The following is a 22,978-nucleotide window of genomic DNA, read 5'->3' as shown; positions in this document are numbered from 1 at the left end:
GGACGGGGCCGACCCGTCGGTTCACCCGGCGCGGGGCGGCTCGCCCCCGATCCCCTCGCGCCGGACCGCCGCCTCGAGGAACGCCCGCGCCCGGTCCGCGCCGCGGAGGAGGTCCGGCACCTCGGTCCCCAGACCCGCCACCACGTCGTCGATGCCCGACAGCCCCGCCCGGGCGAGGAGTCGCTTCTCGTTCGTCACCCACTCGCCGCGACGTGCCAGGACGGCGTGCCCGGCGTGGCACGCGGCCTCGCTGATGAGACCCGCGCACTGCGCGACCCGTCCGTGGCGGGCGTGGCCTTCCTTCGCGTAGTGCAGGGTCAGGTCGGCGTTCGTCCACCACACGCCGGGGGCGGCCGTGCGGAGCGCCTCCGGGTACTCCCACCGGGGCACCTGCCCACGGAGGGTGCGGTTCGAGGCCAGTTCCGCCAGGAGGATGGTGCTCGGCAGGCCCGCCTGGTGGAACAGCAGGGGCTCGATGGTGAACCGTCCGCGGACGGCGTCGTCGTGGACCGCGTCGATGAGGTCGAGGTCGCGGTAGTGGATGTCGACGGACCGTCCGTCCACGGTGACCGCGCCGCCACCGTTGAAGATCCTGCCCCAGCCACCGAGTCCGGTCAGGTGCCCGGGCCACCCGAGGTCCCGGACGACCTGCGGATCGAACGCGTCGCGGTGGTAGACCGCCACGTCCCAGTCACTGTCCGGGCGGTTCGTCCCCTGCGCTCGGGAACCGCCGAGTGCGACGGCCTCCACGCCGGGGAGCGCTGCCAGGCGATCGGCGACGTGGTCGAGGAACGCGTCGTCGTCGAGGGTGTGCTGGGGGGAGGACATCGGTCAGCGCTCCGGCATCCGTCAGCCGCGCTCGTCGCCGATGCCGAGCCCGAGCAGCCGCCGCCGGTCGAACTCGCCGGCGGCTCCGCTGAACAGGTCGAATCCGCGCACGACGGCCGCCCGATCCTGGTCGGACAGCCGGGCCAGGACCCGCTCGATCCCCTCGGTCCGCCGGCGCGTCACGTCCTCGACGAGCGCGATCGCCCGTCGCGTCGGCACCACCAGGGTCTCGCGGCGGGAACTCGGCGCGCTGTTCCGCCGGACCCAGCCGTCCCGCTCCAGGCGGTCGACCGTCCGCGTGAGCGTCGACGGACTCGCACCGGTCTCCTCGGCGAGGACCCCCGCGCGGACCGGCCCACGCGCCACGAGCACCACGAGGATCCGGAGCTGCGGGACGGTCACCTGCTCGAGCGCGGACTCGAGCGAGGCGGCGACGATCCCGAGCATCGCCCGCGAGGCGAGCACGGCTGCCGACGGCGAGAGCACGGCGGTCAGGTCCTCGGCGGCGGCGTCCATGGGATCCCCAGACTGACACAGCGGAGGCGTTCGCGACAGGGCCGGCCGACCCGCGACGGGGACCGGCCGACCAGCGGCCCGCTCCCGGCCCTGCCTACGCCGAGGCGGCGGCAGCAGCCCTGGCGGCGGCGGGCAGGGCCTCCAGGACGCGACCGATGGCGCGGTCGTCGTGCGCGGCCGTCAGGAACCACGCCTCGAACACGCTCGGCGGCAGCGTGACGCCCGCATCGAGCATGGCGTGGAAGAACGGCGGGTACCGCCAGGCCTCCTGCGCACGGACGTCGTCGTAGGTCCGCGGCGGCTCGGCGGTGAACGCGAACGAGAACAGGTTCCCGGCGCGCTGCACGGTGTGGGCGACGCCCTCGGCGGTCAGCGCCGCGGAGACCGCGCCGGACAGCAGGTCGGCGGTGCGGTCGAGGTGCGCGTACACGGCGTCGTCGGCGGCGCGGAGCGTGGCGAGCCCGGCCGCGACGGCGAGCGGGTTCCCGGACAGGGTCCCCGCCTGGTACACGGGACCGAGCGGCGCCAGGAAGTCCATGACCTCGGCCCGACCGCCCAGGGCCGCCAGGGGCATCCCGCCGCCGACGACCTTGCCGAACGTGATGAGGTCCGGCTGCCATCCGGTGCCGTCGGGGACGACACCGGCGGCCTCGAGCCCCCACCATCCGGCCGGGCCGACGCGGAACCCGGTGAGGACCTCGTCGAGGATGAGCAGCGCGCCCTGCTCCTGGACGATCTGCGCGAGCGCCCGGTTGAACCCCGGCTCGGGTGCGAGCACGCCCATGTTCGCGGCGGCGGCCTCGACGATCACCGCGGCGATCCGCTCGTGGTGCTCGTCGAACGCGGCCCGGACGGCGTCGAGGTCGTTGTACGGCAGCACGAGGGTCTGCGCGGCGGTCTCGGCGGTGATGCCCGCGGATCCGGGCAGTGCGAGCGTGGCGACACCCGACCCGGCCTCGGCGAGCAGGGAGTCCGAGTGGCCGTGGTAGTGCCCGGCGAACTTCACGAGCAGGTCCCGGCCGGTGTAGCCACGGGCCAGGCGGATCGCGGTCATCGTCGCCTCGGTCCCGGTCGAGACGAGCCGGAGCTTCTCGATCGGACCGGCGCCGCCGACCCGGACGCGCTGCTCGACGAGTTCCGCGAGCTCGGTCTCGCCCGGCGTGGAGGCACCGAACGAGAGCCCACGGGCAGCGGCCTCCTGCACAGCGGCGACCGTGCCGGGATGGGCGTGCCCGAGGATCGCCGGACCCCACGACGCCACGAGGTCGACGTACTCGCGCCCCTCGGCGTCGGTCACGTACGGCCCCTGCGCGGCCACGAGGAAGCGGGGCGTCCCGCCGACCGAGCCGTAGGCCCGCACCGGGGAGTTCACGCCGCCGGGGATCGCGTGCTTCGCGCGACCGAACAGCTCCTCGTTCGTCGTCATCGGGTCGACTTCCCCACGCTCGAGAGTTCCACGGTCTCGGCACCGGCCGCCGGGGTGGCGCCGCTGACCCGGCCGCTCGCACCGGACTCCTGGCGCAGCCGCTTCGCCAGGTCGACGGCGAAGTAGGTCAGGATCGCGTCCGCACCGGCACGCTTGATGCCGAGGACGCTCTCCATCGCGGCGGCGTCGCGGTCGATCCAGCCGTTCTGCGCGGCCGCCGTGATCATCGCGTACTCGCCGCTGATCTGGTAGGCCCACACCGGCACCGGCGAGATCGCCGTGGCGGCGGCGAGCACGTCGAGGTAGCTCATCGCGGGCTTCACCATGACGACGTCCGCGCCCTCCTCGATGTCGAGCTCGACCTCGCGCAGGCCCTCACGCCCGTTGCCGGAGTCGATCTGGTAAGTGCGGCGGTCGCCGACGAGCGTCGACGCGACGGCCTGGCGGAACGGCCCGTAGAACGCGCTCGCGTACTTCGCCGCGTACGCCAGGAGGGCCGTGCCCGGGTGACCGGCGCCGTCCAACGCGTCGCGGGCGGCGGCGATCTGGCCGTCCATCATCCCGCTCATGCACACGAGCTCGGCGCCGGCCTCGGCCTGGGCCACCGCCATGTCGCGGTAGCGCTCGAGCGTCGCGTCGTTGTCGACCGAGCCGTCCGCAGCGAGCACCCCGCAGTGACCGTGGTCGGTGAACTCGTCGAGGCACAGGTCGGACTGGACCACGAGCGCGTCGCCCACCTCCTCCTTCGCCACACGGATCGCCACGTTGAGGATGCCGTCCGGGTCGGTCGCGCCGGACCCGGTGGCGTCCTTGTGCTGCGGGACGCCGAAGAGGTTCACGCCGCCGATGCCGACCTCGGCGGCCTCGACGAGCGCGCGCCGGAACGAGTCGAGCGAGTGCTGCTCCACCCCGGGCATGCTCGTGATCGGCACCGCGGCGTCGGCGCCCTCGCGGATGAACATCGGCAGGATCAGCTCGGCGGGGTGCAGACGGGTCTCGGCCACGAGCCGACGCATCGCGGGCGTCGCGCGGAGACGGCGCGGGCGCACCTGGGGGAACTGGCCGACGGGGGAGTGAGGTGCGGACACGGTCACCTTCCTGGTTGTGTGTCGAGGAGCGGGGCGAGGACCTCGACGACGGCGTCGAGCAACGATGCGGTGGTCCGGGCGGCGGCGACGCCGTGGACGGGGAGGCCGAGCGCGCGGGCGTCGGCGGCGGTCCCGGGCCCGATGCACACGAGCCGGGTCCGGTCGTCGAGCGGGACGAGCCGGGCCGCGACCTCGCCCGCGACACTGCCGCTCGTGACGAGCACGGCGTCCGGTGGGCGGGGCACCACGACCGGTCCGGTGCCGGTCCCCACGGTACGGTACGCCTCGACGTCGTCCACGTCGAGGCCGCGGGCACGCAACCCCGCGACGAGCGTCGGGGCCGCGATCGCGCTCCGCGGGAACAGCACCCGGCCCGCCGTGCTCGGCACCACGGCGGCCAGGTCGGCCGCTGACGCCGCGGCCGGCACCAGGTCGACCCGCCACCCGGCATCGGTACACGCCGCCGCGGTCGCGTGGCCCACGGCCGCCACCCGCGTTCCGGCCGGGAGGCCCGACAACCGCTCCGCCACGCGCCGCACCGCCGTCGCACTCGTCACGACGATCCAGGCGTACGTCCCGGCGGCGAGGGCGTCGACGGCGGCCGCGAACGCGGCGGGGTCGGCGGGGTCGGTGTCGGTGATGAGCGGGACGACGAGCGGTTCCAGGGCCCGGTGCCGGGCCTCCCGGGCGACCCGCTCGCCCCAGGTGCCGCCGCGCGGGACGAGCACGGTGGGACGCCGGGCGTCCCGGGCCGCCGGACCGCCGCCGGCGCGCACGCCCGTGCTCGTCGCGGGAGTTCCGGCGCCGGTGTCGCTCGTGCTGGCCGTGGTCGGTGCCTACTCGCTGCTCAGGTGGAAGTCGGCGAGATCGGCGGCGCCGTTCGCCAGGAGTTCCTCGGCGACCCGGCGGGCGACGTCGCGGGCCTCGTCGAGGCGCTCGTGCGCGGGGCCGGGCTCGAGGTGTGCGCCGTGCGAGGCGGTGCGGTACTCGGTGCCGTCGGGCCGGTACACGGTCGCGCTCACGAGCAGGAGCTCCGCGTCGACGACCGCGTGCGCCCCGATCGGAGCGGTGCAGCCGGCCTCGAGGCGGGCGAGGACCTCGCGCTCGGCGGTGACCGTGAGCCGGGACTCCGCGTGCTCGATGCCGCGGAGGCCCCGCTCGAGCGCGCGGTCGCCCTGGTCCCCACGGACCTCGATCGCCAGCGCGCCCTGCCCGGGCGCGGTCGGCCAGAAGCCGAGGCCGATGAGCTCGGTGGCGTCGGCGAGACGACCGAGGCGCCCCAGGCCGGCGGCGGACAGCATGACCGCGTCGAGGTCGACCCCGACCCGGCCGAGGCGCGTGTCGACGTTCCCGCGGATGTCGACGATCTCGACGTCCGGGCGACGACGGCGGAGCTGCGCGGCCCGGCGCGGCGATCCCGTGCCGACCCGCGCGCCCTCGGGGAGGGTCTCGAGCGTCAGACCGTCGCGGGCGCAGAGGGCGTCACGGGCGTCCGCACGGCGGGGCACCGCGCCGATCCGCAGCCCGGGGTACGGCGCTGCCGGCAGGTCCTTGAGCGAGTGGACGAGGACGTCGACCTCGCCGGCGACCAGGGCCTCGCGGAGCGCGGACGCGAACACGCCCGTGCCACCGAGGGTCGCCAGGGACTCACTCGTCCGGTCGCCCTCGCTGTGCACGGTGACGAGCTCGACGGGCCGACCCGCCGCCTTGCCGAGCGCGGCGGCCGCGGCCTGCGACTGCGCGAGCGCGAGCGCGCTGCCGCGGGTCCCGACGCGGATCGGGGTGGGTCCCGCCTCGGCCTCGGGGCTCACGGCGCGAGCCCGGCGACCGCCGGCTTGAACCCGGCCCGCACGTTCTCACAGCACCCCGGGCGGCAGACGTCGTACCAGGGGCCGATGTCGGTGAGGTGCGGGCGGTCGGCGACGGGGGTGCCCTGCACGCGCTCGAGCACGAGGTCGACGAGACCGGCGACGTACGCGGGGTCGACCCCCGGCGTGGGCGTCCGGATCGACCAGAAGCCGAGCTCCTGCGCCGTCTCCGTGGCCTCCTCGTCGAGGTCCCACATGACCTCCATGTGGTCGCTGACGAAGCCGAGCGGGACGATGAGCACGGCACGGGTGGGACCGCCCGCGAGCTCCTCGTTCATGTAGTCGTTGATGTCCGGCTCGAGCCACGGCATGCTCGGCGGCCCCGACCGTGACTGGTAGACGAGTTTCCAGGCGGGCTTCGACGAGCCCTGGAGCGCGGCGCCCTCGGGCGACGCGAGGAGCTCGGCCCATGCGGCGTCGAGGACGACCTCGGCCACGGCCTCGTGCTGCGCCTCGTACGCGCCGTGCTCCCCGAAGCCCCGGAAGTCGGGGCCGGAGCGTGCCGCGTCGCTCGACGGGATCGAGTGCGTCGAGAAGAGCACCCGGAGTTCCGTCCCGACGTCGAGGCCCTCGTTCTCGGCGATCGCCCGTGCGATGCCGTCGCGGACGCCGTCGACGAACGGCCGGACGAACCCGGGGTGGTCGAAGAACTGGCGCACCTTGTCGATCCGCACGGTGTCCATGAGCTCCGTCGCATCGAGCACGCGCGCGAAGTCCTCGCGGTACTGCCGGCAGCTCGAGTAGGAGCTGTAGGCGCTCGTGGCGATCGCGATGAGGTTCGTGGCGCCCTCGGCGGCGGCCTCCTGGACGGCGTCCTCGAGGTAGGGCGCCCAGTTCCGGTTGCCCCAGAGCACCGGCAGGTCGATCCCCCGCCGGGCCAGCTCGGCCTCGAGCGCGGCCTTGAGCGCGCGGTTCTGCGCGTTGATCGGGCTCACACCGCCGAAGTGCCGGTAGTGGTGCGCGACCTCCTCGAGCCGCTCGTCCGGGATCCCGCGCCCGCGCGTGACGTTCCGGAGGAACGGGATGACGTCCTCTTGTCCCTCCGGTCCGCCGAACCCGGCGAGGAGGATCGCGTCGTACGCGGTCGGTTCGCTCACGTGCTCCGGGCCGCCCGCGGCGGCCGGCGTGGCCGCCAGGACGGCCTGACCGTTCGTGATGCCGGTCGCGCTGGGGGTGTCGGTGATCTCGGTCACGACAGGACCTCCGGGAGTTCGGTGGTTTCGATGCGGCGGCCCGTGAAGAACGGGACCTCCTCGCGCACGTGGCGCCGGGCCTCCGTGTACCGGAGGTCCCGCATGAGGTCGACGAGGTCGACGAGCTCGGGGGACTCGAGCGGCAGGATCCACTCGTAGTCGCCGAGCGCGAAGCTCGCGACCGTGTTCGTGAGCACGCGGCGGAACTTCGCCCCCTGCCGGCCGTGGTCCGCGAGCATCTGGCGGCGGTCCTCCTCGGGCAGGAGGTACCACTCGTAGGACCGCACGAACGGGTAGACCGTCAGCCAGGCCTCCGGGTCCTTGCCGCGCAGGAACGCCGGCGTGTGCCGCTTGTTGAACTCGGCGTCGCGGTGCATGCCCATCGCGTGCCACACGGGAGCGGCCTCCACCAGGAGTGCCGTGCGGCGGAGGTCGCGGAGCGCGGCCTGGATCGCCTGGGCGTCGTCGCCGTGCAGCCACACCATGAGGTCGGCGTCGGCGCGGAACCCGGAGACATCGTAGAAGCCGCGCACGGTGACGCCGTGCTCGGCCGCCCGCGCGACCGCGGCGTCGAGCTCCGGCACGGCGTCCGCCGCGAAGGGAGCGACGGCGCCCACCGGACGCCGGAAGACCGCCCACAGCGTGTAGGCGGTCAGGAGGGTCTCGTCGATGCCGGAGTCGGACGGCGAGGCGGAGGGTTCGGTGCTGTGCGCGGGCGCGCTGGAACTCATGGGATCCATTGTCCTTCGGTCGGATGGTGGTCGCCTCGGCTCCGTTGCCGCACACCCAGCGCACTGCTCCACGTATCGCTCACCGCTGCTGTCGCGGTGGCGCACGCTGCCCGGGCGCGGGCCGTGTGGGGCGGGTGACCCCGGCCGGTGCCTACCGGCGGCGGATCACCGAGACGACGATACCCCCGACGACCAGGGCGCCCCCTGCGAACGCTGCCAGGTAGGGCACGGGGTGGTCCTCGAACCCCTGCCGCGTGCGGTGCACCGCCACGCCGAGCTGCTTCGGCACGTCGAACCAGTCCTCGATCGCGTCGAGGGTGTCGAACAGCTGCGCGCGGGTGGCCGCCACGCGGCGGTCGAGCGCGGCGAAGTCGGGTCCGTTGTCGTGGGTGTCGCTCACTGGTCGTCCCGTCTCAGAAGGTGCCGTCGACGTCCGGCCGGCGGCTGCTCTGCTGCACCGGCGGCTTCGGCTTGCGGCCCATGCCGCGGACGGCGTTGACGTCGTTCTTCACGCTCTGGATCGTGCGCGCCGGCAGCGGCGGGAGGCCGGTCTTGATCCGGCGGTACCCCAGCAGTCCGAGGACCGCGGCGATGATGAGCAGCACGACCGCGACGATGATCGCCGCGAGCCAGCCCGGCATCACCGTGGCGAGACCGAGGACCGCCGCCGTCAGGAACACGCCGATCGCGTAGAACAGGATCACGACCGCGACGATGAGGAACGCCGCCGCGAAGGCGAAGATCTTCGCCTTCTGGAGCATCTCCGCCTTGAGCAGCGCGAGCTCGCCCCTGACGAGTTCGCGGACCAGCCGCGGGACGTCGCTGACCAGGCCGAACAACGACCGCGAGCGGCGTTCACCGCTTCGGGTATCGGACATCGTGCTTGCTCCTTCCGGCACCGGGGTCACGGTGCCTCGGCCGTTCGGACGGTCAGGACTCCGAGGAGCCGCCCGAGCCCTTGGGCCCGGCCTTGCGCACGACCTTCTTCGTGGTCTCACCGATGAAGTCCGCGACGTCGGGCGTCCGGTCGGCGATGAAGTCCTCGATGGTGTGCACCTGCTTCTGCACGCCGTCGCTGTTCCAGACGCGCGTGGTCGCCGAGCGGATCTGCTCGTACCGCGCACGTCCGGCGCGGGCGCCGAGCACGTAGCCGACTCCGACGCCGGTCAGGAAGATCAGTCTGCCTCGCATGTTGGGACCTCTCGGTTGTGGCATGCGCCGAGCGGTATGCATCGGCGAACGGACGGGACTCCGCCCACAGTAGCCCCCGGCCGCCCTGCCGGTTCGGTCAGGCGTCGAGGATGCCGGCGGCCACCGACCTGCTCGTCGCGACGACACCGGCCAGACCCCGGCCGACGCTCGCCTCGCCGACGCCGAGCACACCCTCGGCGAGGCCGGCCGGCTCGGTGTCCGGAGCACGCCAGCGGACCCGGGCGGCGCCGATCACGACGCCCGCGTCGATCGGCACCCCGAGCAGCGCGGCGGCGTCCGCGGTGGCGGTCTCGGCGACGGCGCTGTCCGGGTCCACCGCCAGGCTCGTGCCGACACCGATGGCGTCCGCCCCGTCGCGCGCGGACAGCGCGTAGCTGAGCCGGAGGACGTGCCGTCCGCCCGCGCGCTCGGCGAGCCAGGGCCACTTGACGGTCGCGTGCGTGATCGCCTTCGCCCGCACGCGCTCGGCGTCCGGGTGCACGAGCATCCCGGTGCCGCGGGGCGCCGCGTCGAGGTCCGGCTGGTCCACCACGAGGGTGACGAGTTCGATCGCCGCGTCCCGCTGGCCGACGAGCCGGGACGGGTCCGCGACGTCCGCGATGACGTGGTCCGCCACCAGCCGCTCGGCCGGACCCGGGCGTCCCGTGCCGCTCCCGTCGTCGACGGGGACGACGTCCACCGCCGTGCGGTCGATCCGGACGGCGCGGGTTCCGAGACGGACGTCGACCCCGTACGTGTCGAGGTCCGCCACGAGCTCGTCGACGAGCCGGGCGATGCCACCACGGATCCCCGCGACCGCCGACCCCGCCGGCGCCTTGGCCCGCTGCGCCAGGACCGCCCGGCCGAGCGACCCCTCGCGCAGGAGGGCGGCGCGGAGGCCCGGCGCGACGCGGTCGAGGTCGAGCTCGTCCGGGTGGGTCGAGTGCACCCCCGCCGCGACCGGCACGACGAGGTCGTCGAGGACGCGGTCCCCCATGCGTCGGCGCACGAGCTCGCCGAGCGTCCGGGCCTTCGCGCCCACCGGTCCGGGCAGCAGCGAGTCCATCTGCGCGCGCAGGGCCCCCGACGTGCCCACGACCGCGATGACGTCCGCCGCCGTCGGGCTCCCCGGGATCCCGAGGAGGCCCGCCTGCGGGAGCGGTGCCACCCGTCCGTCACGCGTCATGAGCCAGGCACCGCGGGGGTCCGGGGTCACGATCTCGTTGCCGAGGCCGAGCTCGATCGCCAGCGTGCCGACGGTGTCCCCGCGGGTCGCGAACGACTCCGCGCCGAGGTCGAGCTCGATGCCCGCCACCGTGTGCCGGTCGACGATCCCGCCGAGCCGGTCGGACGCCTCGACGAGCACCACGTCGGCGCCGCCCTTGGCGAGGTCACGCGCGGCGACGAGGCCGCCCACGCCGCCGCCGACCACCACGACGGCGGTCATGCGCCGAGCCCCTCGTGCGCGCTGCGGCCGGCACCGGTCGTGCGGCCGTCGCCGGTTGCGCGGCCGTCGCCGAGGTCGTGCACGAGGCCGACGACGCGCGTCAGCACCGTGGGGTCCGTCTCGGGTGGCACGCCGTGCCCGAGGTTCACGACGTGCGCACGCGCGGCACCACCGCGCGCCACGACGTCCCGCACGTGGGCCTCGAGCACCGGCCACGGCGCGGCGAGCATCGCGGGGTCGATGTTGCCCTGCAGGGTCACGTCGGCGTCGGCCACGCGGCGCGCGGCGTCGTCGAGGGGGATCCGCCAGTCGACGCCGACCGCATCGGCCCCGACGGCCGCCATGTCGGCGAGCACCTCGCCACTGCCGACACCGAAGTGGATCGTCGGCACACCGAGGTCGGCCACGTGCGCCAGGGCCCGCGCGGAGTGCGGCGCGACCCGCGCCGTGTAGTCGGCGCGGGACAGCGACCCGACCCAGGAGTCGAACAGCTGCGCCGCGGACGCGCCGGCGAGCACCTGCGCGCGGAGGAACACCCCCGAGACGTCCGCTGCCCATCCGAGCAGGCGGTCCCAGGTCTCGGGGTCGGCGTGCATGAGGGTCCGTGCACGGATGTGGTCCTTGCTCGGGCCGCCCTCGACGAGGTAGGCGGCGAGCGTGAAGGGGGCCCCGGCGAACCCGATGAGCGGCGTCGTGCCGAGCTCCGCGACGGTCCGGGCCACGGCCTCCGCGATCGGGGTGAGGGCACTCGGGTCGAGGGACTCGAGCGCCGCGACGTCCGCCGCGGTGCGGATCGGCCGGCCGAGCACCGGACCCCGCCCGGGGACGATGTCGACGTCGACGCCCGCGAGCTTGATCGGGACGACGATGTCGCTGAAGAAGATGCCCGCGTCGACGCCGTGGCGCCGGACCGGCTGCAGGGTGATCTCGGACGCCATCGCCGGGTCGAGGCAGGCGTCGAGCATCGCGGTGCCGACACGGAGCTCCCGGTACTCGGGCAGCGACCGCCCGGCCTGCCGCATGAACCACACCGGCAGGCGCTCGGGGCGGTCCCCGCGGAGCGCCCGGACGAGCGGGGCATCCGCGGTCCGGCCGTCGGCGAGCGGGTGCGTCGGGGGCAACGCGACGGTCGTGGAGTCGATCACGCGCCCAGTCTCCCACCCGCTCGCCGTGCACACCTTGCCGTGTCCTCAGCCCGGGGGACCCCCGCTGACCCCGGCCGTCGGCGCGCCGCGGTACCATCGAGTACGTGCTCATCTGTCTCACGGCGTCGCATCGCAACGCCAGCTTCGACCTCCTGGAGCGACTGAGCATCGGAGCACCGGCTGCCGCGGACGGTCTCGTGAGCGGATCGGACGTCCTCGACGGCGCCGTGGTCCTGGCGACGTGCAACCGGTTCGAGGCCTACCTCGACGTCGCGGGCGACCGCGACTCCGCCGTCGCGGCCACGATCGACGCGGTGAGCGCCGCCAGCGACCTCGCCGCCGACGACGTCCGCGCCTCCGTCCGCGTGCTCGACCGCGCCGACGTCGTCCACCACCTCTTCGCCGTCTCGAGCGGTCTCGAGTCCGTCGTCGTCGGCGAGACCGAGATCTCGGGTCAGGTGCGTCGCGCGCTCGAGGGCGCCCGTGCCGCCGGCACCACGACGTCGGACCTCGAACGGCTCTTCCAAGAGGCCGCCCACACCTCGCGCGGCGTCAAGACGCGCACGCGCATCGGCGCCGCCGGTCGCTCCATCGTCCGTCTCGCGCTCGAGCTCGCGTCGTCCCGCGTCACGGACTGGGCCGACACCCACGTGCTCCTCGTCGGGACGGGCCGGTACGCCGCCACGACGGTCGCCGCCCTCCGCGACCGTGGCGTCGCCGACATCGCCGTGTACTCGCCGTCCGGGCGGGCTCCGGTGTTCGCCGCCAAGCACGACCTGGTGCCCGTCACGGACCTGGCGGGCACGGCCGCGGCGAGCGACGTCGTCATCACCTGCACCTCGAGCGAGGTGCCCGTCGTCCACGCCTCGGACCTCGACCACCCCGGGCGTCGGCTCGTGATCGACCTCGGGCTGCCGCGGAACGTCGACCCGGCGGCCGCATCGGTCGACGGCGTCGAGCTGCTCGACCTCGAGACCATCAGCCTGCACGCGCCGCTGTCCGAGCTGAACGCCGAGTCGGAGGCCCGCGCGATCGTCGACGACGCCGTCACGCGCTTCCACACCGCGGCACTCGAGCAGTCCGCCACCCCCGCGCTCGTCGCGCTCCGCAAGCACGTGTTCGACGTCCTCGACGCCGAGATCGCCCGCGCCCGGGACCGCGGCGATTCGTCCGACCGCACCGAGCAGGCCCTCCGACACCTGGCTGGCGTGCTCCTGCACCGCCCGTCCGTCCGCGCACGCGACCTCGGTCGGCAGGGCCGTGCCGAGGACTTCACCGCCGCGGTCGACGCGCTCTTCGGCATCGAGCCCGAGGCACCGGCGGCGCCCGTCGTGCCGTTGAGCGAGCGCGCCCGCGACCTCGGCGACCACGCGGCGGACGCGTCCTGACGACCGACCCGGGCACGGCCTCCCGGACGCTGCGCGTGAGCGCGGTGCTCGTGGTCCGCGACCGCCGTGTGCTCATGGTGCGGTCGCGCGGTCGCGACGTCCTGTACCTGCCCGGCGGCAAGGTGGAACCGGGCGAGACGCCCGTCGACGCCGCCGTCCGGGAGGCCCGTGAGGAGACCGCGCTCGGCCTCACGCCCGCCGACTGCCAGCCGTTCGGCACGGTCACCGAGGACGCACACGGCCAGGCGCCGGGCACACGCGTCGCCATGGACCTGTTCCTCGTCGCGCCGTCCGCCCTCGTCGGCCAGGAGCCCGTGCCGTCGGCCGAGGTGGACGCCGTCGACTGGGTGACCTCCGCCGACGCACACCGGTGTCCGCCCGCCGGGGTCGAGACACTCCGCCGCATGGTCGAGGCCGACCTGGTCGACTGAGGGCGGCGCGAGTCACGCCCCGCGGTCCTCCGGGACGTCCGCGTCGTCGTAGGCGCCGATGGGCTCCTCGGTCCGGATCCGGGGTTCGCCGGGGATCTCGGAGTCGTCGTACTCGCCCGCGGGGTCGGTGTCGCCCACCCGCAGCTCGCCGGGGACGTCGCTGCTCACGTACTCCCCCACCGGCTCGGCGTCGGCCTGTGGCTGCTCGCCCGGGATGTCGGAGTCGACGTACTCGCCCGCGACGACCGCGGGGCCGTCCTCGCGTCCGCCGTCGTCGTTCCGGGTCTGCTCGTGCTTGCCAGCCATCGGGAACCGCCCTCCTGGCCGTCCGTCTCGCACGGGCGGCCGTGGTCACCGTCCGGCGTCGTCGTCGGCACCGCGTCCGGTCGGTGCCAGTCTCCCCCTCCCGCCTGGTCCCGGCCTCCGCGGCGCACCAGCGGCCCCACCCTCTCCGCCCTGTCTCGACGGTGCCGCTGTCGAACGACGACTGCTTCGTCAGGCGTGGACGTGGTCGAGGATGTCCGCGCCCATCGTGCGGAGCGCCTCCACGACCGCGAGTCGCCGCTGCAGGGAGTCGTCCTCGAACCCGACGGTCACGGCGTAGCTGACGGACGAGGACGGCCCGCGCAGCACCCCGGTCTCGCTGCGGATGCCCGGCCCGGTCCCGGTCACCGCGACGAGCTGGAGGCCGTGGTCGAGCCCGCGGTGCGCCAACGGGTCGAGCCCGAAGGCCCCGGCGACGAGGGTGGTGTCCATCCCGAGCGACACCCAGCCGAGCACGCGGTTGCTCGTCGCCTCGTCGACGACCTCGCCGAGCGCCAGACCCCGCATGAGCCAGCTGAGCTCCGCCGCGGCGGCGACGGCCTGGTCGGGTGCGTCGTCCGGGCCACGCCGGTCGCGCACGCGGTCGAGCACGGCGCTGCGGTCGACGCCGAGGGACTCGGCGCGGAGCCGGACGGCCTCGATGCCGACGGTGGAGAGCAGCGCGTTCGTCGCCCAGGCGTCGGCGGTCGCCCCGACGAGGGTCGCGAGGTCGGGGACCTGCAGCGTGGGCTCCTGGAGGAACTGCCACAGCCCAGGGCCGCCGGCGGTGTCCCTGGCCATGCGCTGGAGCCGGTCGCCGTGGAGCCGGCCCTCCTCGAGCTGGGCCGCGACCTCGATGAGCAGGAGGAGCCTCCCCACCCCGGCGACCGGGAGCACCACCCGCTCGTCGACCGCGAGCAGGGCGCGCCCCGTCGTCGTGTCGATCACCGACGCACTGACGCGGGCTCCGTCGTACGCGAGTGACCCGAGCGCGTCGACCGTCGCGGCGAAGGCGGCCTCGACGTCACCGCGGTGCCGCCCCGCGGCACGCGACCGTGCCTGGTGCCGCCGTGGCGACACGTCGCGTTCGACCACTGGGCCCACACGCTCCTCGGGACGGGGTTGACCGGTCGCGGCTCGTCACCAGATGGCGACGCGCTGCTCCGGAGCGAGGTACAGGGCGTCGCCCTCGGTGACCCCGAAGGCCGCCGCGAACTCGTCGATGTTCCGCACGATCTGGTTGCAGCGGAACTCGTTCGGGGAGTGCGGGTCGATGCTGAGCAGGCGCGCGGCCTCTTCCGGGCGGATCGCCATCCGCCACGACTGGGCCCAGCTGAGGAAGAACCGCTGGGCACCCGCCATGCCGTCGATCACCGGGGGCTCCTGGCCGTCGAGCGAGATGAGGTAGGCCTTCCACGCGATCGCGAGTCCGCCGAGGTCACCGATGTTCTCGCCGATCGTCAGCGCACCGTTGACGTGGCCGTCCGGGACCTCGGTCGGCACGAGCGCGTCGTACTGCGCGATGAGGGCCTTCGTGCGCTCCTCGAACGCGGCGCGGTCGGCCTCCGTCCACCAGTTGCGGAGGCGTCCGTCGCCGTCGTACTGCGAGCCCTGGTCGTCGAACCCGTGTCCGATCTCGTGTCCGATGACGGCGCCGATGGCCCCGTAGTTCGCCGCGGCGTCGCGCTGCTGGTCGAAGAACGGGAACTGCAGGATCGCCGCGGGGAACACGATCTCGTTGAACCCGGGGTTGTAGTAGGCGTTGATCGTCTGCGGCGTCATGAACCACTCGTCGCGGTCGATCGGCCTGCCGATCTTGCCGAGCTCGCGGTCGACGTTGAACGACGCGACGGCGCGGACGTTCCCGAGCAGGTCGTCCGGCGTCACCTGGAGCGCCGAGTAGTCGCGCCACCGGACGGGGTAGCCGATCTTCGGCGTGAACTTGGCGAGCTTGTCGAGCGCACGCTGCCGGGTCTCGTCGGTCATCCAGTCGAGGCCCGTGATGCTCTGCCGGTACGCCTCGACGAGGTTCGCGACGAGGGCGTCCATGGCGGCCTTCGCGGTCTCGTCGAAGTGCTCCTGCACGTAGATCTTGCCGACGGCCTCACCCATCGCGCCCTCGACGAGCGAGACACCGCGCTTCCAGCGGTCGCGCTGCTTCGGCGCGCCGGTGAGTGCGGTGCCGTAGAACGAGAAGCTCGTGGCCGAGAACGCCGTGGTCAGGTAGGGCGCCGAGGACCGGATGACCTGCCAGCGCAGCCAGTCCTTCCACGCGCCGATGGGCCGCGTGCGGAGCTCGTGCGCCAGCCCGGTCAGGAAGCCCGGCTCGCGGACGACCACCGTGTCGAACACGCCGACCGGCGCGCCGACGGCCTCGGCCCACTCGGACAGCCGGACACCCTCGGCGAGCGCCTCGGCCTCGGCCCAGGTCATGCGGTTGTAGGTCTTCTGGCTGTCCCGCGTGGTCACGTTGTCCCAGTGGGACGCAGCGAGCGCGGTCTCGAGGTCGATGACGTTCTGGGTGCGGATCGCGCCCTCGTCGAAACCGGCGAGCGGGAACATGGCCCCGACGAACTCGCGGTAGCGACCGCGGATGTCCTCGAACCGGTCCTCGCGGTAGTAGGACTCGTCCGGCAGCCCGAGCCCGCCCTGCTCCAGGAACACGACGTAGGCCTCGGGGTCACCCGGGTCGTTGTCGACGAACAGCTGCACGAAGCTCGAGACCCCGAGGCGCTCGAACCGGCCGACGAGTCGCAGCACGTCCGAGACGTCCTGCACGAGGTCGATCTCGCCGAGCAGGGGGTCGATGGGGCCGCTGCCGAGGACCTCGAGCGCCTGCTCGTCCATGAAGCTCGTGTAGAGGTCGCCGACCTTGCGGGCCTCGGTCCCCGGAAGGGCCTGCTGCGACCGCTCGATGATGGAGCGGACGGCTTCCTCCGCCGCCTCGGCGAGCACGGTGAACGAGCCGTACCGCGCCTTGTCGTCCGGGATCGGGGTGTCGGCGATCCACCGCCCGTTGACGTACCGGTAGAGGTCGTCCTGCGGCCGGACCGTCGCGTCGATGTCGTCGGTCTGGATCCCGGAGGGGCGCTCGCGCTCGGCAGTCATGCCGACCACCATAGCCACGATCCCATGGCGTTCCCCCGGGCTGCGGCCCGGCCCCGGTAGGGTTCGGCCATGCCCCTTCCCTGGACGCTCCACGGGGACGGCCGGACGGTCTCCGCCACCACCATCGTCGCCCCCGAGGAACGCCTCAGCTGGGGTCGGACGGTCGGCCTCGGCGTCCAGCACGTCGTGGCGATGTTCGGTGCGACGTTCCTCGTCCCGCTCATCACCGGGTTCCCGCCGTCGACCACCCTGCTGTTCAGCGGCATCGGCACGCTGCTGTTCCTCGTGGTGACGCGCAACCGGCTGCCGAGCTACCTCGGGTCCTCCTTCGCGTTCCTCGCCCCGATCGCCGCGGCGACCAAGGTCGGGGGCATCCCGGTGGCCCTGTCCGGCATCGTGCTCGTCGGTGCGCTGCTCGCCGTGGTCGGGGTCGTGGTGCACCTCGCGGGCTCGCGGTGGATCGACGTCCTCATGCCACCCGTCGTCAGCGGGGCGATCGTGGCGCTCATCGGGTTCAACCTCGCCCCGACGGCGAAGGCGGACTTCACGAAGTCCCCCGTCATCGGGCTCGTCACCCTGGCGGCGATCGTGCTGTGCACGGTCCTGTTCCGGGGCATGATCGGCCGGCTCTCGATCGTCGTCGGGGTGGTCGTCGGGTACGTCGCCGCGGTCCTGGCGGGCCAGATCGACTACTCGGCGGTCGCGCGGGCCGCGTGGGTGGGCCTCCCGACGTTCACCGCGCCGCGCTTCGACGGCGGGCACCTCGCCGTGTACCTCGGGTTCCTCCCGGTCGTGCTCGCCCTGATCGCCGAGAACGTGGGGCACGTCAAGGGCGTGGGGCAGCTCACCGAACGGGACCTCACCCCGCTGACGGGGCGTGCGCTCCTCGCCGACGGCGTCGCGACCGTCATCGCGGGGCTCGGCGGCGGCTCGGCCACGACCACGTACGGCGAGAACATCGGCGTCATGGCCGCGACGCGCGTGTTCTCGACGGCGGCGTACTGGGTCGCGGGGATCGTGGCGGTCCTGCTCGGGCTGTCGCCGAAGATCGGCGCCGTCATCGCGACCGTCCCGACCGGGGTGCTCGGTGGCGCGACGACCGCGCTCTACGGCTTGATCGGCATCATCGGCATCCGCATCTGGGTCGAGAACCGCGTCGACTTCGCCCGGCCGAAGAACCAGCTCACGGCGGGCATCGCGCTCGTCATGGGCATCGCGGACTTCACGTTCGGAGTGGGCGGCGCGACCTTCGGCGGCATCGTCATCGGCACCGTCGCCGCGATCGTCGTCTACCACCTCATGGACCTGATCGGTCGGGCACGCGGGACGGACGCGGTGGGCGCCGCCGACGTCGCCGACACGATCGGGAGGCCCGACACCGGTCCGCGGGACGGACTCGGTGTCCCCACCGGCACCGGCACCGGCACCGGCACCGGCACCGAGAGCGGACCCGCGACCGCGCCGACCGCGCGGAACACGCCGACCGACCGGCGGTGACGCCGGACCCCGGCCCCGAGGACACCGCCCGCTCGGCCACCCCGGGACGTCCGCCACGGGGCGGGCGGGGCCGCGCCTCCCGGGTGGACCGCGACATCGTCCGGCTGGCGCTGCCGGCCCTCGGCGCGCTCGTCGTCGAGCCGCTGTTCCTCGTGACCGACACGGCGCTCGTCGGGCACCTCGGCGCGACGCCCCTGGCAGCGGTGGGACTGGCGTCGAGCGTGCTGCAGACGGCCACCGGGCTGCTCGTGTTCCTGGCGTACTCGACGACGCCGGCGGTCGCCCGCGCGCTCGGAGCCGGCGACCGCCGGGGCGCCGTGCACGCCGGCCTCGACGGCATGTGGCTCGCGCTCGGACTCGGGGTCGTCCTGGCGCTCCTCGGGTGGCCGCTCGCCCGACCGCTCGTGGCGCTGTTCGGCGCGCAGGCCAGCGTCTCGGACACCGCGACGACCTACCTGCTCGTGTCGCTCGTCGGGCTCCCGGGGATCCTGGTGGTGACGGCGTCCACCGGGCTGCTGCGGGGCCTCCAGGACACGCGCACGCCGTTGGTCGTGGCCACGGTGGGGTTCGTCGTGAACGGCGGGCTGAACGCGGTGCTCATCTACGGGGCGGGGATGGGGGTGACCGGCTCCGCGCTCGGGACCGTGGTCGTCCAGTGGGCGATGGCGGCCGTGTACGTCGTGATCGCGGTCCGGGGGGCCCGTTCCACCGGCGCGTCGCTGCGCCCCGGGGTCTCCGGCGTCGTGCGGGCGCTCCGCTCCGGCGCGTGGCTGTTCCTCCGGACGGCGTCGCTCCGGGTGGCGATGCTCGCGACGGTGTCGGTCGCCGCGGGGCTGGGGGTCGCCGGACTCGCGACGACGCAGGTGGCCCTCACGGTGTTCTCGACCCTGGCGTTCGCGCTCGACGCCCTGGCGATCGCCGGCCAGGCCCTGGTCGGGCACGCGCTCGGAGCACGGCAGGCGGACCGGGTCCGGCTCGTGACGACCCGCCTCGTGGTGCTCGGCGTCGCGGGCGGGGTGCTGCTCGGGCTGCTCACGGCCGCGCTGAGCGGGGTGCTCGGGCCGGTGTTCTCGGACGCGGCGACCGTCCGGTCCCTGCTGCCCGCGCTGCTCGTGGTGACCGCGATCGGGCTGCCGGTGGCGGGGTACGTGTTCGTGCTCGACGGCGTGCTCATCGGTGCCGGCGACGCGCGGTACCTGGCGCTGGCGGGGCTCGTGAACCTGGTCGTGTACCTGCCGCTGCTGTGGGTGGTGTCGCAGGGGGCCGGGTCCCACGGGGCCGACGCGGCGCCTCCCGGCGGCATCCACGCCGGTCCCGTGCCGCTCTGGGCAGCGTTCTCGTTCGGGTACATCGGCATCCGGGCGATCACGCTCGGCGTGCGGGCGCACCGGCCGGGGTGGATCCGGCGCGCGATGGCGTCCTGACCGCGGGAGCGGCCCGGCACGGCCTCGCGGCGGGGCTCACGCAGCGGCGCGGCCCACGCAGCGGCGCGGCTCACGCAGCGGCGCGGCTCAGCGCAGCGGCGGCGGCCCGACCGTGTCCCGGCTCAGTGCACCGGCGGCGGCCCGACGGTGTCCCCGACGCGCAGCTCGCTCCGGAAGGCCGCGGGCTCGGGCTCCTCGCCCTCGAGCATCGCCAGCGCGGCCCGCGCGGCGGCCTGACCCTTCTGCACGGCGGGCTGCACGAGTGTCGTCAGGGTCTGGACGGGCGAGCGGTGCAGCAGGCTGTCGTCGATCCGGATGCCGTCGAACCCGACCACGCTGACGTCCTGCGGCACGCGGAGCCCCGCGTCGAGCGCCGCGACGATGACCCCGACGGCGAGCAGGTCGCTCTGTGCGACGACGGCGGTCGGCCGGGACGGTCCCGCGAACAGGGTCGCCCCGGCGAGGCGGCCCTCCTCGACCGCGCTGCCGCCCGCGACGACGGCGGCGGCGTCGGGGAACACCTCGTGCACGCCGCGGAGGCGCTCGAGGGCGATGAACGACGTCGCCCGGCCGGCGAGCTCGGGCGTGAGCGGCCCGCGGGTGCGGTCCGGGTCGATCGGCAGCGCGACGACGGCGACGTCGGTGTGGCCGAGGTCGCGGAGGTACTCCGCACCCCGCCGTGACGCGTCCCGGTTGTCGAGCATGATCGGCACGGCACCGGCGATGTGCTCGGCCTCGACCGCGACGACGGGGATCTCGCGTCGCCGGAGGACCGCGACCGCGGCGTCGATCCGGACGTTGCAGCCGATGAGCACGACCGCGTCCATGGGGGCGTCGACGAGCGGCCCGAACCCCTCCGCGCCGTCGAGCGGGCTCCGCACGAGCAGCAACGAGGCGCCCGCGGCACCGGCGACCTCGGCGATCCCGTCGAGGGTCTGTACGTTCACCGGGTCGCGGAAGGCGTCGCTGAGGCGGTCGTCGAGCACGACGCCGACCACCCCGGACCGGCCGCGGCGGAGCGATCGTGCGCGAGGGTCCGGGCCGTCGTACCCGAGCTCGGCCGCGACGGCGAGCACGCGCTCCTTCGTCTCCGCGGCGACCGGACCGGCACCGCTGAACGCGAGCGAGGCGGTCGACGGTGCCACCCCCGCCGCGCGCGCGACGGCGGCGAGCGTCGGCCGTCGGGCGTCACCACGCGGCCTGGAGGCGGTGCCCACGTCCGACGCGCCGGTCTCCCTTGCCGCGTTGTCCATGGCTCGGTAGCGTAACGACCGATCCTGGGTCGAATCGATTCGAGCGACGAATGACCGCCCGCGCCGGATCGACGACGAGGAGGCCGCGTGACCACGCCGACGAGCACCCGGACCCCGGGCACGCGGACCTGGCGCAACGCCGTGTTCGTCGTGTTCACCCTCTCCGGCCTCGACATGGCCACCTGGCTCGGACGGGTCCCGAGCGTCCGCGACTCGCTGCACGCCTCGACGTCCGAGATGGGGCTGCTCGTGCTCGGCATGTCGGTCGGCTCCATCGTGGGGCTGTCCGCGGCGAGCCACATCGTCGCCCGGCTCGGGGCACGACGCGGGATCCAGGTCGCCGCGGTCCTGCTCGTCGTCGGCATGGTGAGCGCGTCGATCGCCGTCTCGGCCGGCTGGGGGTTCTGGGCGATCTGGGGCTGCCTCACTGCGTTCGGGTTCGGCAACGGTCTGTGCGACGTGTCGATGAACGTCTCCGGGGCCAGCGCCGAACGTGCCGGCGGGCGGAGCGTCATGCCGTTGTTCCACGCCGCGTTCAGCGTCGGGACCCTCCTCGGGGCGACACTCGGCGCCGCCGCCGAGGCCGCGGACGTCCCCGTGTGGATCCACATCGGCAGCATCGGCGTCCTCGCGAGCATCGGCATGGTCGTCGCCGTCACTCGACTCCGCGACGAGCGTGCCGAGCCCCACCCCGAGTCGACGGACACCTCGCCCGTCGCCGTCCTCAACCGCTGGCAGGTGTGGGCGTCACCGGCCACGATCCTCATCGGGCTCATCGTGCTCGGGATGGCCCTGGCCGAGGGCGCCGCGAACGACTGGCTGCCCCTCGCGATGGTGGACGGCCACGGGCTGACCAACGCGGAGGGCAGTGCCGTGCTGTCGGTGTTCGTCGCGGCGATGACGGTGGGTCGCGCGGGTGGTGTGTTCGTGATCGACCGGTTCGGCCGGGTGCCGGTGCTCCGCGGCAGTGCGGCGCTCGCCCTCGTCGGCCTGCTCGTGCTCATCCTCGTGCCGTCGGTGCCCCTCGCGATCGTCGGCGTGGTTCTCTGGGGCATCGGGGCGTCGCTCGGGTTCCCGATGGGGATGTCCGCCGCCGCCGACGACCCGCGGAACGCGGCCATCCGCGTGAGCGCCGTCGCCACGATCGGCTACGTCGCGTTCCTGGCCGGCCCGCCCGTGATCGGGTTCCTCGGCAAGCAGTTCGGGCTCCTGCACGCCCTGCTCGTCGTGGTCGTGTTCATCGTCCTCGCGGGGCTCGCGTCGGGTGCCGCCCGCGAGCGCACCCGCCCCCAGGTCGAACCGCGCCCTTCCGGTGGAACACCCACATCCGGCGGTTCGACCGGAAGGAACCGGTTCGACACGGACGAACACGTCGGCCGGCGCTGACTAGGCTCGTCGGGTGCGTCTCGTCATCGCCCGCTGCTCCGTCGACTACGCCGGACGACTCTCGGCCCACCTCCCGCTGGCCACGCGGCTCCTCATGCTCAAGTCGGACGGGTCGCTGCTCGTCCACTCCGACGGCGGCAGCTACAAGCCGCTCAACTGGATGAGCCCGCCCTGCACGATCAGCACGGCCGAGCCCGACGAGGACCAGGCGGCCGCGGGCATCACCGAGGTCTGGACGGTCACGCAGAAGAAGACGCAGGACCGCCTCATCGTCAGCATCCACGAGGTCGTCTCGGACGAGTCCCACGACATGGGCGTCGACCCCGGGCTCGTCAAGGACGGCGTCGAGGCCCACCTGCAGCAGCTCCTCGCCGAGCAGATCGAACTCCTCGGCGACGGCCACACGCTCGTCCGCCGCGAGTACATGACCGCCATCGGCCCGGTCGACATCCTGGCCCGCGACGGCGGGGGCGCCGCCGTCGCGGTCGAGATGAAGCGCAACGCCACGATCGACGCGGTCGAGCAGCTCACGCGGTACCTCGAGCTCATGAACCGCGACCCGCACCTCCGCCCGGTCCAGGGCGTCCTGGCGGCGCAGACGTTCGCGCCGCAGGCCCGCACCCTCGCCGAGGACCGCGGGATCCGCTGCCTCGTCCTCGACTACGACGCCATGCGCGGCATCGAGGGCGGGCACACCCGCCTGTTCTGAACCACGCGCGCTCGGCGAGCGACGCGACGGGGTGGGGACGTGCCTC

23 protein-coding genes are annotated in these 22,978 nt (G+C 74.1%); 6 read left to right on the top strand and 17 right to left on the bottom strand.

All coding sequences use genetic code 11. The features are described from left to right. Window positions 1–21: 21 nt before the first annotated feature. From DEI94_RS00365 to hemE, 13 genes are all read right to left on the bottom strand, one after another. On the bottom strand, window positions 22–828 hold the full coding sequence (locus DEI94_RS00365; RefSeq protein WP_111026566.1) for a nucleotidyltransferase domain-containing protein: 807 nt from the start codon (window positions 826–828) through the stop codon (window positions 22–24). A 21-nt stretch (window positions 829–849) separates the two neighbouring features. Beyond that, window positions 850–1,344: a MarR family winged helix-turn-helix transcriptional regulator gene (locus tag DEI94_RS00360; protein ID WP_111026565.1), complete on the bottom strand. Its 495-nt coding sequence runs from the start codon at window positions 1,342–1,344 to the stop codon at window positions 850–852. A 94-nt stretch (window positions 1,345–1,438) separates the two neighbouring features. Next, complete coding sequence (hemL, locus tag DEI94_RS00355; protein ID WP_111026564.1) at window positions 1,439–2,770, bottom strand: glutamate-1-semialdehyde 2,1-aminomutase; 1,332 nt, start codon at window positions 2,768–2,770, stop codon at window positions 1,439–1,441. Then, window positions 2,767–3,864 carry a porphobilinogen synthase gene (gene hemB, locus DEI94_RS00350; protein WP_502869649.1) on the bottom strand — a complete coding sequence of 366 codons (1,098 nt, stop codon included), beginning with the start codon at window positions 3,862–3,864 and terminating at the stop codon, window positions 2,767–2,769. Before hemB ends, hemL begins: the two co-directional genes overlap by 4 nt. Continuing rightward, complete coding sequence (locus DEI94_RS00345; protein ID WP_111026563.1) at window positions 3,861–4,634, bottom strand: uroporphyrinogen-III synthase; 774 nt, start codon at window positions 4,632–4,634, stop codon at window positions 3,861–3,863. Before DEI94_RS00345 ends, hemB begins: the two co-directional genes overlap by 4 nt. A 60-nt stretch (window positions 4,635–4,694) precedes the next feature. Further along, a complete protein-coding gene (gene hemC, locus DEI94_RS00340; RefSeq protein ID WP_111026562.1) occupies window positions 4,695–5,669 on the bottom strand; it encodes a hydroxymethylbilane synthase in 975 nt (324 codons plus the stop codon). Further along, window positions 5,666–6,919, bottom strand: a complete 1,254-nt coding sequence (locus tag DEI94_RS00335; protein WP_375342171.1) for a ferrochelatase — start codon at window positions 6,917–6,919, stop codon at window positions 5,666–5,668. The genes hemC and DEI94_RS00335 overlap by 4 nt, the downstream gene beginning before the upstream one ends. Beyond that, entirely contained in the window at window positions 6,916–7,650 is a 735-nt protein-coding gene (gene hemQ / locus DEI94_RS00330) for a hydrogen peroxide-dependent heme synthase (RefSeq protein ID WP_111026561.1), read from the bottom strand. Before hemQ ends, DEI94_RS00335 begins: the two co-directional genes overlap by 4 nt. A gap of 151 nt (window positions 7,651–7,801) precedes the next feature. Beyond that, window positions 7,802–8,050, bottom strand: coding sequence for a hypothetical protein (locus DEI94_RS00325; protein WP_111011967.1), 249 nt, complete (start codon window positions 8,048–8,050; stop codon window positions 7,802–7,804). A gap of 13 nt (window positions 8,051–8,063) precedes the next feature. After that, window positions 8,064–8,528 carry a phage holin family protein gene (locus DEI94_RS00320; protein ID WP_111011966.1) on the bottom strand — a complete coding sequence of 155 codons (465 nt, stop codon included), beginning with the start codon at window positions 8,526–8,528 and terminating at the stop codon, window positions 8,064–8,066. Window positions 8,529–8,580: 52 nt separating this feature from the next. Continuing rightward, on the bottom strand, window positions 8,581–8,841 hold the full coding sequence (locus tag DEI94_RS00315; RefSeq protein WP_111010349.1) for a hypothetical protein: 261 nt from the start codon (window positions 8,839–8,841) through the stop codon (window positions 8,581–8,583). Between the two features lie 97 nt (window positions 8,842–8,938). Further along, window positions 8,939–10,288, bottom strand: a complete 1,350-nt coding sequence (locus DEI94_RS00310) for a protoporphyrinogen/coproporphyrinogen oxidase (RefSeq protein ID WP_111026560.1) — start codon at window positions 10,286–10,288, stop codon at window positions 8,939–8,941. Further along, entirely contained in the window at window positions 10,285–11,433 is a 1,149-nt protein-coding gene (hemE, locus tag DEI94_RS00305) for a uroporphyrinogen decarboxylase (RefSeq protein ID WP_258377997.1), read from the bottom strand. The genes DEI94_RS00310 and hemE overlap by 4 nt, the downstream gene beginning before the upstream one ends. 104 nt (window positions 11,434–11,537) lie before the next feature. On the opposite strand from hemE, the gene DEI94_RS00300 reads away from it, so the two are divergent. Together DEI94_RS00300 and DEI94_RS00295 are read left to right on the top strand one after the other, a co-directional pair. Beyond that, complete coding sequence (locus tag DEI94_RS00300; RefSeq protein ID WP_111026559.1) at window positions 11,538–12,821, top strand: glutamyl-tRNA reductase; 1,284 nt, start codon at window positions 11,538–11,540, stop codon at window positions 12,819–12,821. A 35-nt stretch (window positions 12,822–12,856) separates the two neighbouring features. Continuing rightward, window positions 12,857–13,252: an NUDIX hydrolase gene (locus DEI94_RS00295; protein WP_111026558.1), complete on the top strand. Its 396-nt coding sequence runs from the start codon at window positions 12,857–12,859 to the stop codon at window positions 13,250–13,252. A gap of 12 nt (window positions 13,253–13,264) precedes the next feature. On the opposite strand, the gene DEI94_RS00290 is transcribed toward DEI94_RS00295, so the two are convergent. From DEI94_RS00290 to DEI94_RS00280, 3 genes are all read right to left on the bottom strand, one after another. Further along, window positions 13,265–13,558: a hypothetical protein gene (locus DEI94_RS00290; protein ID WP_111010353.1), complete on the bottom strand. Its 294-nt coding sequence runs from the start codon at window positions 13,556–13,558 to the stop codon at window positions 13,265–13,267. A 189-nt stretch (window positions 13,559–13,747) separates the two neighbouring features. Then, window positions 13,748–14,650 carry a serine hydrolase gene (locus DEI94_RS00285; RefSeq protein ID WP_111026557.1) on the bottom strand — a complete coding sequence of 301 codons (903 nt, stop codon included), beginning with the start codon at window positions 14,648–14,650 and terminating at the stop codon, window positions 13,748–13,750. 45 nt (window positions 14,651–14,695) lie between these two features. Continuing rightward, a complete protein-coding gene (locus DEI94_RS00280) occupies window positions 14,696–16,663 on the bottom strand; it encodes a M13 family metallopeptidase (RefSeq protein WP_111026593.1) in 1,968 nt (655 codons plus the stop codon). A 69-nt stretch (window positions 16,664–16,732) separates the two neighbouring features. Here DEI94_RS00280 and DEI94_RS00275 point away from each other — a divergent pair, with 69 nt between their 5' ends. Together DEI94_RS00275 and DEI94_RS00270 are read left to right on the top strand one after the other, a co-directional pair. Next, window positions 16,733–18,160: a uracil-xanthine permease family protein gene (locus DEI94_RS00275; RefSeq protein WP_111026556.1), complete on the top strand. Its 1,428-nt coding sequence runs from the start codon at window positions 16,733–16,735 to the stop codon at window positions 18,158–18,160. A gap of 83 nt (window positions 18,161–18,243) precedes the next feature. After that, the gene (locus DEI94_RS00270) at window positions 18,244–19,584 is read left to right on the top strand and encodes an MATE family efflux transporter (protein ID WP_111026555.1); all 1,341 of its coding nucleotides are present in this window, start codon (window positions 18,244–18,246) and stop codon (window positions 19,582–19,584) included. Window positions 19,585–19,706: 122 nt separating this feature from the next. Here the strand turns inward: DEI94_RS00270 and DEI94_RS00265 are convergent, their stop codons facing one another. After that, a complete protein-coding gene (locus tag DEI94_RS00265; protein WP_111011960.1) occupies window positions 19,707–20,837 on the bottom strand; it encodes a LacI family DNA-binding transcriptional regulator in 1,131 nt (376 codons plus the stop codon). An 87-nt stretch (window positions 20,838–20,924) separates the two neighbouring features. On the opposite strand from DEI94_RS00265, the gene DEI94_RS00260 reads away from it, so the two are divergent. Together DEI94_RS00260 and nucS are read left to right on the top strand one after the other, a co-directional pair. Continuing rightward, window positions 20,925–22,223, top strand: coding sequence for an MFS transporter (locus tag DEI94_RS00260; protein ID WP_111026554.1), 1,299 nt, complete (start codon window positions 20,925–20,927; stop codon window positions 22,221–22,223). 13 nt (window positions 22,224–22,236) lie between these two features. Continuing rightward, window positions 22,237–22,932 carry an endonuclease NucS gene (gene nucS, locus DEI94_RS00255; protein ID WP_111026553.1) on the top strand — a complete coding sequence of 232 codons (696 nt, stop codon included), beginning with the start codon at window positions 22,237–22,239 and terminating at the stop codon, window positions 22,930–22,932. Window positions 22,933–22,978: the final 46 nt, after the last annotated feature.

It is taken from the genome of Curtobacterium sp. MCBD17_040, assembly GCF_003234805.2.
Lineage (GTDB): Bacteria > Actinomycetota > Actinomycetes > Actinomycetales > Microbacteriaceae > Curtobacterium.
Note: the sequence above shows the minus strand (reverse complement) of the source record. Positions and strands in the feature narration are given on the sequence as shown.